This window comes from Shimia sp. R9_2 (assembly GCF_017743735.1).
GTDB lineage: Bacteria > Pseudomonadota > Alphaproteobacteria > Rhodobacterales > Rhodobacteraceae > Shimia.
This window is the reverse complement of sequence record NZ_JAGHRO010000001.1, coordinates 772,576-786,791: the sequence shown is the minus strand read 5'-3', so window position 1 is coordinate 786,791 and position 14,216 is coordinate 772,576. Positions and strand designations below refer to the sequence as shown.

At 62.5% G+C, this 14,216-nt stretch carries 15 protein-coding genes; 13 read left to right on the top strand and 2 right to left on the bottom strand.

Annotated features, from left to right (window positions below; translation table 11 throughout):
* Position 1 precedes the first annotated feature (1 nt).
* From ureE to J7400_RS03630, 9 genes are all read left to right on the top strand, one after another.
* Positions 2–517 carry an urease accessory protein UreE gene (gene ureE / locus J7400_RS03670; RefSeq protein ID WP_209059533.1) on the top strand — a complete coding sequence of 172 codons (516 nt, stop codon included), beginning with the start codon at positions 2–4 and terminating at the stop codon, positions 515–517.
* Entirely contained in the window at positions 507–1,151 is a 645-nt protein-coding gene (locus J7400_RS03665; RefSeq protein WP_209060254.1) for an urease accessory protein UreF, read from the top strand. Before ureE ends, J7400_RS03665 begins: the two co-directional genes overlap by 11 nt.
* 17 nt (positions 1,152–1,168) lie before the next feature.
* Positions 1,169–1,807 (top strand): urease accessory protein UreG, encoded by a 639-nt coding sequence (ureG, locus tag J7400_RS03660; protein WP_209059531.1) that lies wholly within the window; start codon positions 1,169–1,171, stop codon positions 1,805–1,807.
* Positions 1,808–1,941: 134 nt separating this feature from the next.
* Positions 1,942–2,616 (top strand): ATP-binding cassette domain-containing protein, encoded by a 675-nt coding sequence (locus J7400_RS03655; protein WP_209059525.1) that lies wholly within the window; start codon positions 1,942–1,944, stop codon positions 2,614–2,616.
* Entirely contained in the window at positions 2,616–3,212 is a 597-nt protein-coding gene (locus J7400_RS03650) for an energy-coupling factor transporter transmembrane protein EcfT (protein ID WP_209059510.1), read from the top strand. Before J7400_RS03655 ends, J7400_RS03650 begins: the two co-directional genes overlap by 1 nt.
* 103 nt (positions 3,213–3,315) lie before the next feature.
* A complete protein-coding gene (locus tag J7400_RS03645; protein WP_209059507.1) occupies positions 3,316–3,864 on the top strand; it encodes a biotin transporter BioY in 549 nt (182 codons plus the stop codon).
* An 8-nt stretch (positions 3,865–3,872) separates the two neighbouring features.
* On the top strand, positions 3,873–5,378 hold the full coding sequence (locus J7400_RS03640; protein WP_209059502.1) for an AMP-binding protein: 1,506 nt from the start codon (positions 3,873–3,875) through the stop codon (positions 5,376–5,378).
* Entirely contained in the window at positions 5,359–6,528 is a 1,170-nt protein-coding gene (locus J7400_RS03635) for a thiolase family protein (protein ID WP_209059501.1), read from the top strand. The genes J7400_RS03640 and J7400_RS03635 overlap by 20 nt, the downstream gene beginning before the upstream one ends.
* A 129-nt stretch (positions 6,529–6,657) precedes the next feature.
* Entirely contained in the window at positions 6,658–6,990 is a 333-nt protein-coding gene (locus J7400_RS03630; RefSeq protein WP_209059499.1) for a hypothetical protein, read from the top strand.
* Between the two features lie 96 nt (positions 6,991–7,086).
* Here J7400_RS03630 and ilvD read toward each other — a convergent pair whose 3' ends face one another.
* Both ilvD and J7400_RS03620 read right to left on the bottom strand, forming a co-directional pair.
* Positions 7,087–8,940 (bottom strand): dihydroxy-acid dehydratase, encoded by a 1,854-nt coding sequence (gene ilvD / locus J7400_RS03625; protein WP_209059488.1) that lies wholly within the window; start codon positions 8,938–8,940, stop codon positions 7,087–7,089.
* Between the two features lie 248 nt (positions 8,941–9,188).
* Complete coding sequence (locus J7400_RS03620) at positions 9,189–9,722, bottom strand: PAS and helix-turn-helix domain-containing protein (protein ID WP_247738578.1); 534 nt, start codon at positions 9,720–9,722, stop codon at positions 9,189–9,191.
* Between the two features lie 148 nt (positions 9,723–9,870).
* Here J7400_RS03620 and J7400_RS03615 point away from each other — a divergent pair, with 148 nt between their 5' ends.
* The 4 genes from J7400_RS03615 to J7400_RS03600 all read left to right on the top strand — a co-directional run bounded on the left by J7400_RS03615 (position 9,871) and on the right by J7400_RS03600 (position 14,215).
* A complete protein-coding gene (locus J7400_RS03615; protein WP_209059481.1) occupies positions 9,871–11,169 on the top strand; it encodes an acetylornithine deacetylase/succinyl-diaminopimelate desuccinylase family protein in 1,299 nt (432 codons plus the stop codon).
* 72 nt (positions 11,170–11,241) lie between these two features.
* The gene (locus J7400_RS03610; RefSeq protein ID WP_209059478.1) at positions 11,242–12,744 is read left to right on the top strand and encodes an ABC transporter substrate-binding protein; all 1,503 of its coding nucleotides are present in this window, start codon (positions 11,242–11,244) and stop codon (positions 12,742–12,744) included.
* A 70-nt stretch (positions 12,745–12,814) separates the two neighbouring features.
* Positions 12,815–13,222, top strand: a complete 408-nt coding sequence (locus tag J7400_RS03605) for a cupin domain-containing protein (protein WP_209059475.1) — start codon at positions 12,815–12,817, stop codon at positions 13,220–13,222.
* A 45-nt stretch (positions 13,223–13,267) separates the two neighbouring features.
* A complete protein-coding gene (locus J7400_RS03600; RefSeq protein ID WP_209059463.1) occupies positions 13,268–14,215 on the top strand; it encodes an ABC transporter permease in 948 nt (315 codons plus the stop codon).
* The last annotated feature ends 1 nt before the right edge of the window (position 14,216 follow it).

Here is a 14,216-nt window from a genome sequence, read left to right as displayed (position 1 = left end):
CATGACCGCTCTGCCAACCGCCCGCGCCTATCACGGCCACGCCCATGCCCCCGCTGCGGGGCAGGTGGCCCTGACCTACGAAGACCGCTTCCTGCGCCGCAAAACCCTGCGGCTGGAAGACGGCACCCGCATCCTCGTCGATCTGCCCAAGACCACATCGCTCGATCACGGCGGTGTTCTGGTGCTGACCGACGGGCGCGAAATCACCGTGACCGCCGCGCCGGAGCCGCTGCTGCAAGTCACCGCCCCCGATCTCACCCGCATCGCCTGGCACGTCGGCAACCGCCACACCCCGTGCCAGATCGAAAGCGCGCGCCTGCTGATCCAACCCGATCACGTGATCAAAGAAATGCTCACCCTGCTTGGCGCCACCGTGACAGAGGTCTGCGAACCCTTCACACCGGAAGGCGGCGCATACGGCCACGGCCGCACCCATGGCCACGATCACAGCCACCCGCACGCCCACGACCACGCCCATGATCACAGCCACGGTCATGACCACCCGCATGAGCACTGATCCGATCCTGACATTGGCCCAATGGCTCTCCCCCGCCTATCCGGTGGGGGCCTTCACCTACAGCCACGGGCTGGAGGCGCTGGTGGATTGCGGCACGGTGCATGATGCCGCCAGCTTTTCGCACTGGCTGCAGGACACGCTTGTGCATGGCGCAGGCCACAACGACGTGATCCTGCTCGCCGCCGCGTACAAGGCTGACGATCTGAGTGCCCTGACGGAGGCCGACAACCTCGCCCGCGCGCTCGCCCCCTCTGCCGAGCGCCTGCTGGAAACCGATCAGCAGGGGTCCGCCTTTGTGCGCACGGCCAGTGCCATTCACGACCTTGATCTGACACAGCTCACCTATCCGGTGGCCGTGGGCCGCGCCGCGCGCCTGCAAGACCTGCCGCTGCCAGAGACCGCCCGCTTCTTCTTGCACGCCTTTGCAGCCAATCTCACCTCCGCCGCCACCCGGCTGGTGCCTTTGGGACAAACCGAGGCGCAAAGCGTGCTCACCGCCCTCACCTCACTGTGCCAATCCATCGCAGATCAGGCGATCACCGAGCCGCTTTCGGCCATCGCCTCCACCACCTTTGCCTCCGACATCGCCTCGATGCGGCACGAAACCCAATACTCCCGGCTGTTCCGGTCCTAACCTCACAGGAAACCCACATGACCTCCTCCGCTTCACCTCATGGCCCGCTCCGCATCGGCATCGGCGGCCCCGTCGGCGCCGGCAAAACCACACTCACCGCCAACCTCTGCCGTGCCCTGCGCGACAAGCTCTCCATCGCCGTTGTCACCAATGACATCTACACCCGCGAAGACGCCGAGGAACTGATGCGCCAGCAGGTGCTGCCTCTGGATCGCATCAAAGGTGTGGAGACCGGCGGCTGCCCACACACCGCGATCCGCGAAGACGCCTCCATCAACCTCGCCGCCATTGATGAACTCACCAAAGAGATCCCCGATCTCGACATCGTGCTGATCGAATCCGGCGGCGACAACCTCTCCGCCACCTTCAGCCCCGAACTGGCCGATCTCACCATCTATGTGATCGACACAGCGGCGGGCGAAGAGATCCCGCGCAAAGGCGGCCCCGCCATCACCCGCTCCGACATTCTGGTGATCAACAAAACCGATCTTGCGCCCTATGTTGGCGCCTCGCTGGAAGTGATGGAGCGCGACGCCGCCAGAATGCGCGGCACCCGCCCCTTCCTCTTCACCTCGCTGCGGCACGGCAAGGGGCTGGAAGCCCTGCTGCCCCTGATCGGCGAAATCGGCGGCGTCCCCGCCCTCATGGCCGACTAAGCGGAAAACTTTCCCGCCAAACGCGTCCCTCAGGGCTTCTCATTCCCAAAATATCCCCGCCGGAGGCATCCGCCGCTTCAACCGGCGCGCGCCCCGCGCTATGAGCGCAGCAGGCAGCAACCGGCGGGACCCCCATGATCGAGCTTCAAAACGTCAGCCTCTCTTTTAGCGACCGCCAGGTCCTCAACGACCTTTCCCTCACCCTGTCTGAGCGCCGCATCGCCATCATCGGGGCCAACGGCTCCGGCAAATCCACCCTCGCGCGCCTCCTCAATGGTCTTGCCCTGCCCACCTCCGGCGATGTGCTGATCGACGGGCTCAACACACGCAAAAAGGGGCGTGACGTGCGCCGCAAGGTCGGCTTTGTCTTCCAGAACCCCGACAATCAGATCGTCATGCCCGTGGTTGAGGAAGATCTCGCCTTTGGCATGAAAAACTGCGGCTTCTCCACTGCTGAAATCGCCGCCAAAACCGATGAAATCCTCGCCCGCTATGATCTCAGCGATCTGCGCGAACACCCCGCCCATTTGCTCTCAGGCGGGCAGAAACAGCTGATCGCCATCTCCGGCGTGCTGGTGATGAACCCCGACATCGTGGTGATGGATGAACCCACCACGCTTCTCGATCTGCGCAACAAACGCCGCATCGCCCGCGCCGTGGCCGCACTGTCCCAAACCGTCGTCATGGTCACCCATGATCTTGATCTGATCTCTGACTATGACCGCGTGATCGCCATTGATGAGGGCCGCGTCTTTGCCGATGGGCCGCCTGCCGAGGTCATCCCCGCCTATCAGGAGCTCATGGCCTGATGCTGGATCTCTACTCCCCCGGCCACTCTCCGCTGCACCGCATGCGCCCCGCGGTCAAAATGGCGGCGCTGATGGTGGGCGCCACACTGCTCTTTATCAACCAGAGTCTGGCTGCGACCACCGCCGCCACGCTGGCGATCCTTGCGCTCTACCCGCTGGCGCAGCTCACCCTGAAACAGGCCTTTGCCCAGATCCGCCCGCTCTTGTGGATCTTTGTGCTCTTCTTTGCGGTGCAATGGTATTTCTCTGGTCTCACACTGGCAGCCTACGTGGTGCTGCGCCTCGCCGCCCTGATCCTGCTGGCCAGTCTCGTGACCCTGACCACGCGCTCCTCGGATATGATCGACACCATGACGCGCGCGCTCAGCATCCTGCGCCCCTTTGGCGTCAACCCCGCCAAGGTCAGCCTCGCGATCGCTCTGGCGCTGCGCTTCATTCCGGTTCTGGCACAGATCATGCGTGATGTGCGCGAGGCCCAGAAAGCGCGCGGGCTGGAGCGCTCGGTGATTGCCGTGGCCATGCCCATGGCGATCCGCGCCATTAAGATGGCGGATGATATTTCTGATGCCATCGATTCCAGAGGATATCGTTCCTAAGTCCGCCCCGTTAGCGCCCCATGCCCTTGAGCCCTCAGCGGCTTTTGCGCACCCCTCCCGCCAAACAGATTTCTGACAAGGGACGGATCAGATGGACACTGCAATGAAACAAGGCTTCGCGACCAAAGACATCGTCTATATCGCACTCTTTGCCGCCCTCACCGCCGCACTTGGCCTGATGCCTCCGATCCATTTCGCGGGCGCCGCCCTGCCTCCGATCACCGCGCAATCTCTGGGCGTGATGCTCGCCGGTGCCGTGCTCGGGTCCAAACGCGGCGGCCTTGCGCTCCTGCTCTTCATCGCGCTGGTGGCCGTGGGCCTGCCGCTTCTGTCCGGTGGCCGCGGCGGCTTTGGTGTGCTGATCGGCACCTCCGGTGGTTTCCTGCTGGCATGGCCGCTTTGCGCCGCTCTGATCGGCTATCTTGTCGAGCGTGACACCGACAACAGTGCCTTTAAGACAGGCCTGAACGTGGCCCTTGGCGGCATCGTTCTGATGTATGCCGCTGGCATTCCTTGGATGGCGTTCATCGGCAAACTGGGCATGACCAAATCCCTCGCGATCATGGTGGCCTATGTCCCCGGCGATCTGGTAAAGGTGGTTCTGGCGACAGTGATCGCCCGCGGTCTGCGCCGCGCCTTTCCAGCCCTCTGAGGACGCGCTTGCCTTTACGCCACGCAATAGATCATCACGCCCGCCAGCGCCCCGACGCGCTGGCGGTTGCGCTTTCCAAGACCCGCCTGACCTACGGCGCGCTGCACCGCAAGTTGCAACGCCTGCACGCCGCCCTCAGCGCCCTGCCCGCCCAGCCCCGCGCTGACCTGTCGCTGCCCGAAGGCGCGCGCAATTTTGCCCTCTCTGTAGGCAACCACCCCAATGCGCCTGTCCTGCTGGCCACAGCGTTGGCCACGCCCCACGCCGTCACCCTGCTTGATCCGCAATGGCCCGACGCCCTGCATCAGCGCGTGCTGGCCAAACTCCCACCCGATGCGCTGTTCTGCCTCTCCGGCCAAACCGCCCTGATCGCCGCAGCCGAGCGCCTCGGCATCCCCGCCATCCGCATCGACACCGCCGATTTTGACGCCTTCCTCGCCGCCCCTGCCGAGATCCCCTTCACCGATCCGCGCGCAATCTTCATGGTTGGCTTCACCTCCGGCACCACATCCGAGCCCAAAGCCTTTGCCCGCGCCCGCCACAGCTGGCGCGCCTCGCTCGATGCAAGCCGCCTCGCCTTTGCGCTGACCGAGCAAAGCAACACATTTGCGCCCGGCCCTCTCGCACACGGCATCACGCTCTATGCACTCGCCGAAACGCTGGAACTTGGAGCCGCCTTCCACGCCCTGCCGAAATTTGATCTCGCCGCCGCCCATGCGGCCATGGCCGAGACCCGCCGCATTGTTGCGGTGCCCAGCTTGCTTGGCGCGCTCTGCCACGGCACGCCGCTCGCGCAGATCATTGAGATCACCACCGCCGGGGCCAAGCTCGACCCGGCACTCTTGGAAAAAGCCCGCGCCTTCTTCCCCCGCGCACGTGTGCATGAATACTACGGCGCGTCCGAGCTGGGCTTTGTCAGCCTCAACACCCACGGCCGCGACAGCTCTTCTGCCCCTGCCCATTCCGTGGGCCGCCCCTTCCCCCACGTCGAACTCTCTCTGCGCCAGAACGGCCAGGAGGTCGCCCAGGGTGAAGCCGGCACCATCTTTGTGCGCGGCGATCTGGCGATCGACAGCTACCTCTGGGGCGGGCGCAATTCCGGCTTCCGCCGCGAAGGCCCATGGGCCACCGTCGGCGACGTCGGCAAGCTCAACAACGACGGCAGCCTCAGCCTCCTGGGCCGCGAAGGCGGCATGGTCATCACCGCAGGCCACAACGTCTACCCGCAGGAAATCGAAACCGCGCTCTCCGAAATCCTCGGCCTCACCGCCGCCGTGGTGCTCGGCGTGGCCCATCAATCCCGCGGTCAGGAACTGGTCGCCATTGTCGAGGGCGACACCCCGCTCGACGAGCTCCGCTCCCAGCTCGCCATCCGTCTGCCGCGCTACAAACTCCCGCGCCATTTCTACCGCACGCAAGACTGGCCCCTCACCAGCTCCGGCAAACCCGACCGCGGCCGTCTGCTTTCATGGCTCAGCAAAAAGGACGCGCGCCTTGTCCCTGCTGCCACCTGAGCGCCAACCGGTCATTATCGCCGCCCGGCGCAGCGCCATCGGCCGCGCAGGCGGCATGTTTGCCTCCCTTGAGGTCGAAGAGCTCGCCGCCCCTGTCCTGCAAGCCACCCTCGCTGACGCGCACCTCTCCGCTGATCACCTCGACGACGTGATCTTGGGCAACGCCGCAGGCCCCGGCGGCAACGTGGCCCGCCTCGCTGCCCTACACGCAGGTTTCCCCACCTCCATCCCCGGCGTCACCGTGGATCGCCAATGCGGCTCCGGTCTTGAGGCCGTTATGATGGCCTGCCACCTCATCATGGCAGGCGCAGGCACAACCTATCTCGCTGGCGGCGTGGAAAGCCAAAGCCGCGCACCCCTGCGCACCCTGCCCGCCAGTGGCAGCCTGCCCACGCGCAGCTACAAACGCGCGCGCTTTTCCCCTGACGCGATCGGCGATCCCGACATGGGCGCCGCTGCCGACACTGTGGCAGATGAGTTCAACATCTCCCGCGCCCGCCAAGACGCCTTCGCCCTGCGCTCCCAAGAACGCGCTGCAAAAGCCCGCGATGCCGGTCGTTTCGCCGGTGAAATCACCCCCATCGCAGGCCACGCCACCGACGAATGCATCCGCGACAGCATGACGGCCGCGCGCCTCGCCCGCCTGCGCCCCGCCTTCACCCAAGACGGCAGTGTCACCGTCGGCAACGCCTGCCCGCTCAATGACGGAGCCGCCGCGCTGCTGATCACAAGTGCCGCCAATGCCCGCGCCCTCGGTCACAGCAAAGCGCTGGCCTACCTCGGCGGTGCAGCGGCGGGCGTGGATCCCAATATCCTCGGCATCGGCCCCGTCGCCTCCACCCAAAAACTGCTCAAGCAACACCCAAACCTGCGCCTCTCCGATCTCACCCATCTGGAGTTCAACGAAGCCTTCGCCGCGCAGGTGCTGGCCAGCCTCGATGCGCTGGAGATCGACGAAACCCTGCCCAACCAAGACGGCGGCGCCATCGCCCTTGGCCACCCTTTCGGAGCCTCCGGCGCAATCCTCGTGGTGCGCCTGTTCAGCCAACTCATTCGCCAACAAGCCCCAGACAACGCGCTGGCCCTGGCCATGATCGGCATTGGCGGCGGCCAAGGCCTCACCGCCGCCCTCCAGCCCACACGCCTTTAGATTTTAAGTGCCGAGAGCCAAATCGCGCAAAGCGGGTAACCCGCTGATGCACAACCTTTTTCTTGTCATTTTCCCGAACACCACCATAATCTCCGGCACTTAGTTTGTTTAATGATTGGTACCTTTGCTATGAAACATTTTCTAATTCTCTCCACCATTGCTGCCTTCGGTCTCACCGCATGTGACACCGCGCCAACCCCACCATCAGATGCGCCCGCATGGCTCTCCGTAGTCGACAAGACTCTTGTGAGTGGCAACACCTCAGTCGTGCTTGGCTCTGACGGTTCCGTCTCTGGCGATGGCATCGAAGGTGTCTGGGAAGAGCGAGATGGCAAATATTGCCGAACCCTCACAAAACCTGAGCGGTTTGCGGGAACGGAGTGTCAGGTCGCCACACTGGACGGTGATCAGATCACCTTTGACAATCAACAAGGTCGCACATCGACCTGGACCATCCAATAGGCCCACAGCTCTATCGGCGCATACACTCGAAATGCGCCCTAAAAACCAAAACGGGGCCGCCAAGCGACCCCGTCTCTATCTTCGCATCAGACGTGTTTATTCGTCTTCGTCATCCAGCATGCGCACCGCGCCCAGCGAGGCGTTGGACACATGCGCCGCATAGACTTTCAGTGCCTTGGACACCGCACGAGGACGCCCTTCGGCTTTCCAGAACTTCTTGTCCGCCTGCGGGTGGTTGTCACGGCGGCGCTGCAGCTCCTCGTCGCTCACATCCAGATGGATGGTGCGGTTTGGTACAGAGATTTTGATCTTATCGCCATCTTCCACCAGACCAATCACGCCCTTTTCCGCCGCTTCCGGCGAGGCGTGGCCAATCGACAGACCGGCGGTGCCCCCAGAGAAACGTCCATCGGTCAACAGCGCACAGGTGGTGTCGAGCTTCTTGGATTTGAGGTAGGCGGTTGGATAGAGCATTTCCTGCATGCCCGGCCCGCCTTTCGGACCCTCATAACGGATCACCACCACGGAATAAGGCTTCACCTCATTCTGCAGAATCCCATGCATTGCGTCTTCCATGGATTCAAAGACCTTCGCAGTGCCTTCAAACTCATACATCTCTTTGATCACGCCTGCGGTTTTCAGGATACAGCCCTGCTCCGCAATGTTGCCAAACAGCACGCAGAGACCGCCTTCCTGAGAGTAGGCATTGGCAAAGTCGCGCACGCAGCCGTCTTCGATATCGAGATCAAGCTCGGTGTACATGCGTGACTGACTGAAGGCTTCCGTGGTGCGCACACCACCGGGGGCCGCGATGAACAGATCGCGCGCTTCGTTTCCGGCGGTTTCGCGGCGCACATCCCATTTGTCGATGAACTCGCCCACGGTGCGCTCATGCACGGTGGCGCAATCCCGGTGGATTTTGCCTTCGCGCTCCAGCTCCCCCATGATCCGCGCAATACCGCCTGCGCGGTGCACGTCCTCCATGTGGTACTTCGGCGTTGAGGGCGCCACTTTGCTCAGATGCGGGATCTCGCGGCTCAAACGGTCCATATCCGCCATGGTGAAATCCACGCCGCCTTCATGGGCAATCGCCAAGAGGTGCAGCACGGTGTTGGTGGACCCGCCCATCGCAATATCGAGCGCCATGGCGTTCTCAAAGGCTTTGAAATTCGCAATGCCACGGGGCAGCGCGGTCTCGTCACCCTCTTTGTACCAGCGGTCACACAGCTCGATGATCTTGTGACCGGCTTCTTCAAACAGCCCGCGGCGTTTGGAGTGGGTCGCGAGCAGCGAGCCATTGCCCGGCAGCGCCAGACCCAGCGCTTCGGCCAGACAGTTCATGGAGTTGGCTGTGAACATACCGGAGCAGGAACCACAGGTCGGGCAGGCGGAGCGCTCGAGCTTATCCACCTCTTCCTGGCTGCGGTCCTCATCGGTCGCGCCCACAATCGCGGTCACAAGGTCAGCCTTGTGCTCGCCGTCTTTCAGGATCACCTTACCGGCTTCCATCGGGCCACCGGACACAAAGATCGCCGGAATGTTCAGGCGCATCGCCGCCATCAGCATACCGGGGGTGATCTTGTCACAGTTGGAAATACAGACCAGCGCATCGGCGCAATGGGCATTGGCCATATACTCCACTGAGTCGGCGATCACTTCGCGGCTTGGCAGGGAATAGAGCATCCCGTCATGGCCCATTGCGATGCCGTCATCTACCGCAATGGTATTCATCTCTTTGGCCACACCACCGGCTTTCTCGATTTCACGCGCCACCAGCTGGCCCATGTCCTTGAGGTGTACGTGGCCGGGCACAAATTCGGTAAAGGAGTTGACCACAGCCACAATCGGCTTGCCGAAGTCCTCAGTTTTCATACCCGTCGCCCGCCATAGCGCGCGCGCAGCCGCCATTCGGCGACCGAATGTGGAGGTCTTGGAACGAAGATCGGGCATTTTGTGCTCTCCTGAGGATGGCGTTGGCACCCACGTGGGCGCCCCTTTCATTTCTGGTCTGAACGGGTGCCATTCAAGGGGCCGAAATGCAAGTATGTTCAGAAATTTTATTGCCAGAAACACCCCGCCAAAATTGCGAAAACAACGCAACTCGCGCCAAACCTGTAACCTCCCGCACGGAAACCACCGTCTGGGCTCAGAACACAAAGACCCGCCGGAGCCCGCGCCCTTCCGTTCTCCCCACCATTCTACCCAACCGTCAGATGCGCCAAAAGCTCTGCGGCGTTCTTCACCTCAAACCGTTTCAATAGCCGCGCACGCACATCTTCCACCGTTCTTGGTGACAACCCCAGCTCACGCGCGATCTCCTTGCTGGTCAGCCCGCGCCCAAGGCCGCTCACCACCTGCCGCTGCCGCGCGCTCAGCGACACCGGCGGGCCGTCATGGATCACCGCGATGCTCATCACCAGCTGCGCCAGCGGATCGTCCGGCGTGCGCGTCTGTGCGCGAAACCGGCACCAGATCTGCCCCCCGTCGCGCCGCCGCAACATGCGCTCATCACTGTAGGCCGTGTCCGCCCGCAGCGGCGCCATCCCGATGTCACGCACCTGTTCAAACTCCTCCGTGGTGCCATAAAGCAGGCGAAAAGACTGCCCGATCAGCTCCGCCTTCTGATACCCCAGCATCTGCGCAAAGCTCGCATTGCAGCCGCGGATCACCCGATGCTGCGTCACCACGATCCCCACGGGAGCCGCATCATATGCCAGCAGATCCCAATCCATCATACGCTCCCCGCAAACCGTAATCCTACGGTATTGATACCGTATCCACTCGCAAGCCATTCTGCTACCACAGCTTTTCCTCTTGCCAGATATATCCCCGCCGGAGGCTCCCCAGCTGTCCACACCCGCCAGCAGCCGAGGTTTTGCCATGCCCTTTGACACAGACCGTTTGATGACGCGCATCGACGCCATGCGCGAAGAGCTGATAGCCCTGACCCAGGATCTGATCCGCATCCCAACGCTCAACCCACCCGGCGAATGCTACCGCGACATCTGCGACTACCTTGACACCCGCCTCACCCGCCACGGCTTTGACACCCAGCTGATCCGCGCCCATGGCGCACCGGGAGATTGCGACAAATACCCCCGCTGGAATGTTCTGGCCCGCAAAGAAGGCCATCACCCCGGCGAATGCGTGCATTTCAACAGCCACACCGATGTGGTGGAGGTCGGCCAAGGCTGGACCTTTGATCCTTTCGGAGGGCAGGTGTCAGACGGCAAAATCTACGGGCGCGGCGCCTGCGACATGAAAGGTGGGCTGGCCGCCTCCATCATCGCGGCCGAAGCCTTCATCGCTGAGTTTCCGGATTTCTGCGGCGCCATTGAAATCTCCGGCACAGCCGATGAGGAAAGCGGCGGCTACGGCGGCGTGGCCTTTTTGGCAGAACGCGGCTTCTTTGCACCGGAAAGGGTGCAGCATGTGATCATCCCCGAACCGCTCAATAAAGACCGCATCTGCCTGGGCCACCGCGGCGGCTGGTGGGCGGAAATCGAAACCTTCGGCGAAATCGCCCATGGCTCCATGCCCTTCCTTGGCGATTGCGCGGTGCGCCACATGGGGGCGGTGCTCGACAAGTTTGAGAGCGATCTTTTCCCCGCTATGGCGGCCCGGAGCACCGATATGCCGGTGGTGCCCGAAGGCGCACGCTCCTCCACCATGAACATCAACTCGATCCACGGCGGCCAGCCCGAGATGCCCGAAGATTTCACCGGCCTGCCCGCCCATTGCGTGCCAGACAGCTGCCGCATCGTGATCGACCGCCGCTATCTGGCCGAAGAAAACCACGCCGGTGTGGCAGGCGAAGTGCAAGGCCTGCTCAATGATCTCTCTGCCCAGCGCGAGAACTTCCGCTATGAAATGCGCGAGCTCAACCATGTTGCGCCTTCGATGACCGACCGCGCCGCACCGGTTGTCACCACGGTAGACCGCGCGATCCAAGATGTGCTTGGAAAATCGCCCGATTATGTCGCCAGCCCCGGGACTTATGATCAAAAACATATTGATCGCATCGGCAAGCTCAGAAACTGTATCGCCTATGGGCCGGGTATTTTGGAATTGGCCCACAAACCAGACGAATACATCGGCATCGACGATATGGTCGACAGCGCCAAAGTCATGGCCCATAGCCTGACTCAGCTTTTGTTGCCGTCAGAAGATGCTACATAGATTTATCCGGCCAGCCTCCTCCGAGGCTGCGCCCAAAAATAATAAAAACCAATAAGATAAGGGAGAGATAAAATGACACTTCACACGTCAAAGCTGGCCCGCACACGCCTGATCGCCAGCACAACCGCCCTCACCGCAGCTCTGTTTGCGGGCACGGCCATGGCACAGACCGACCTCACCGTGGCCCTGCAGCTGGAGCCGCCGCATCTGGATCCGACCTCCGCCGCCGCAGGCGCGATCGACAGCGTGCTTTACTCCAACGTCTTTGAGGGGCTCACCCGCTTTGCCAGCGATGGCGCGGTCATTCCCGGCCTCGCCAAAAGCTGGGAGATTTCCGAGGACGGCCTCACCTACACCTTCATGCTCAACGAAGGCGTGACCTTCCATGACGGCAGCGCCATGGATGCAGAAGATGTGAAGTTCTCGCTCGACCGCGCCCGCGCCGAAGACAGCGCCAATGCGCAAAAAGCCCTCTTTGCCGGGATCACCGATGTGGCTGTGGTCGATCCGCTTACCGTGCAGGTGACGCTTGAGGCCCCCAACGGCAGCTTCCTCTTCAACATGGCTTGGGGCGATGCGGTGATCGTGGCGTCTGAGAGCATCGCAGACATCAAAACCACCCCCATCGGCACCGGCGCTTTCAAATTTGAAAACTGGGTGCAGGGCGATCAGATCACGCTGGCGCGCAACGAGGCCTACTGGGGCACGCCTGCCGCGCTGACGGATGTGACCTTCAAATTCATCTCCGATCCCACCGCCGCCTTTGCCGCGATGATGGCCGAGGACATTGATGTCTTTGCCGGCTTCCCAACCCCGGAGGCCCTGCCACAGTTTGAGGCCGACCCGCGCTTTCAGGTGCTGGTGGGCAGCTCTGAGGGAGAAACCATCCTCTCCACCAACAACCAACAGCCGCCGCTCGACAATGTAAAAGTGCGCAAAGCCATCGCCCATGCGATTGACCGCTCCGCCATCATCGACGGGGCCATGTTTGGCCTTGGCACCCCGATTGGCACCCATTTTGCGCCGCACAATCCCGATTACGTCGACCTGACCGGCAACTCCCAATACGATCCGGAGCTGTCCAAACAGCTTCTGGCCGAGGCGGGCTTTGCCGATGGCTTCAGCACCACGCTGAAACTGCCCCCGCCCTCCTATGCCCGCCGTGGCGGTGAGATCATCGCCGCCCAACTGCGCGCCGTGGGCATTGAGACCGAGATTTCCAATCTCGAATGGGCGCAATGGCTGGAGCAGGTCTTCCGGGGCAAAGACTACGGCCTGACCATCGTCAGCCACACCGAGCCTTTTGACATCGGCATCTATGCCCGTCCGGATTATTACTTCCAGTATGACAACCCGGAGTTCCAGCAGATCATGGAAACCCTGAACAAAGCGACCCTGCCCGCCGAACGCAGCGCGCTTTTGAAAGTGGCCCAGACCATGATCTCCGAGGAGTATGTGAACGGCTACCTCTTCCAGTTGGCCTTCCCCACCATCGCCAAAGCGGGTGTGCAGGGTCTCTGGGAAAACCAGCCCACCCAAGCCACCGATCTCACCGCTGTCACCTGGGCAGAGTAACACCCTCCTGACCGGAGCCGCCCGCGCGCGGCTCCGGCATTTGCCTCATTGACCTAGAAGGGTCTTTGCCATGATCGACCATATCCCCGCCGGGAGCCTGCCAAGCCGCGCAGGCGCTCCGGAGTATTTCACAGGCACGGTGCGCCTTGATCCGATCACCGAAAGCCGCCCGCCGTCTGAGCTCTTTGCCGCACGTGTCACCTTTGAGCCGGGCGCGCGCACCGCGTGGCACACCCATCCCGTGGGCCAGACCCTGCATGTGCTTTCCGGCGTCGGTCTGATTGCCCTGCGCGGCGAAGCCCCCCGCACCATCCGCCCCGGAGACACCATCTGGATCGAGCCAGGTGTGGAGCATTGGCACGGCGCAGCACCTGAAACCGGCATGTGCCATCTCGCCATGCAACAGGTCAAAGACGGCTCCGGCGCGGACTGGCTCGAACATGTCACCGACGCAGACTACCTGACCCCGCCGACCTGATGCCCGCCGCCTCAACGATCCGAAACCAACCACTCTAACGCCTTCATGCTCCGCTACACTCTCAAACGCGCGCTCTCTTTAGGGCTCAGCCTGATCGTGGCCTCCCTCGTGATCTTCTTTGTGATCGAGGTGGTGCCCGGCGATCCTGCGAGCTTCATGCTGGGTCTCAATGCCCAACCCGACACCATCGCGGCCCTGCGCGCAGAGCTGGGTCTGGATGTGCCCAAGTTTGAGCGCTACCTCACATGGGTGGGCAGCATGTTGCAGGGCGACTTTGGCCTCTCCTACACCTACCGCACACCTGTGACAGAGATGATAGGCGACCGCATCTGGGTCTCTCTGCCACTGGCGCTCTATGCGCTCACGCTCTCCACCCTGATCGCCTTCCCCGCTGGCATCTACGCCGCCTCCCGCCGCGGCAAGGCTGGCGACATGGCGGTCATGGGGGCCACCCAATTTGGCATTGCCGTGCCAAACTTCTGGTTTGCGATGATGCTGGTCCTGATCTTTGCCATCAACCTACGCTGGTTCTCTGCCGGGGGCTTTGTCGGTTGGGACAAAGGCTTTGGTGCCGCGATGAAATCCCTCACCCTGCCCGCAATTGCACTGGCTTTGCCTCAATCCGCCATCCTCGCCCGCGTCATGCGCTCTTCGCTTCTGGATGTGCTGGGCGAAGACTTCATGCGCACCGCCCGCGCCAAAGGCCTCTCCCGCCGTCAGGCCCTGCTGCGCCACGGGCTGCGCAACGCCATGATCCCCGTGCTCACCATCATCGGCATGCAGTTCTCCTTCCTGCTCGCAGGCGCGATCATCATCGAACAGGTCTTCTTCCTGCCCGGCCTCGGCCGCCTGATCTTCCAGTCGATCTCCGCCCGCGACCTCATTGTGGTGGAAAGCGTGGTCATGCTCTTGGTGTTCTTGGTGATCCTCGTCACCTTCCTCGTCGATCTCGCCTATGCCGCGATTGATCCCCGCCTGAGGTCCCGCACATGAG

Coding starts and splice junctions, on each gene's coding strand:
- J7400_RS03630 (WP_209059499.1), top strand. CDS start 6,658: ATGAAACATTTTCTAATTCTCTCCACCATTGCTGCCTTCGGTCTCACC.
- J7400_RS03645 (WP_209059507.1), top strand. CDS start 3,316: ATGAAACAAGGCTTCGCGACCAAAGACATCGTCTATATCGCACTCTTT.
- J7400_RS03615 (WP_209059481.1), top strand. CDS start 9,871: ATGCCCTTTGACACAGACCGTTTGATGACGCGCATCGACGCCATGCGC.
- J7400_RS03655 (WP_209059525.1), top strand. CDS start 1,942: ATGATCGAGCTTCAAAACGTCAGCCTCTCTTTTAGCGACCGCCAGGTC.
- J7400_RS03605 (WP_209059475.1), top strand. CDS start 12,815: ATGATCGACCATATCCCCGCCGGGAGCCTGCCAAGCCGCGCAGGCGCT.
- J7400_RS03610 (WP_209059478.1), top strand. CDS start 11,242: ATGACACTTCACACGTCAAAGCTGGCCCGCACACGCCTGATCGCCAGC.
- J7400_RS03665 (WP_209060254.1), top strand. CDS start 507: ATGAGCACTGATCCGATCCTGACATTGGCCCAATGGCTCTCCCCCGCC.
- J7400_RS03620 (WP_247738578.1), bottom strand. CDS start 9,722: ATGGATTGGGATCTGCTGGCATATGATGCGGCTCCCGTGGGGATCGTG.
- ureE (WP_209059533.1), top strand. CDS start 2: ATGACCGCTCTGCCAACCGCCCGCGCCTATCACGGCCACGCCCATGCC.
- J7400_RS03650 (WP_209059510.1), top strand. CDS start 2,616: ATGCTGGATCTCTACTCCCCCGGCCACTCTCCGCTGCACCGCATGCGC.
- ilvD (WP_209059488.1), bottom strand. CDS start 8,940: ATGCCCGATCTTCGTTCCAAGACCTCCACATTCGGTCGCCGAATGGCG.
- ureG (WP_209059531.1), top strand. CDS start 1,169: ATGACCTCCTCCGCTTCACCTCATGGCCCGCTCCGCATCGGCATCGGC.
- J7400_RS03600 (WP_209059463.1), top strand. CDS start 13,268: ATGCTCCGCTACACTCTCAAACGCGCGCTCTCTTTAGGGCTCAGCCTG.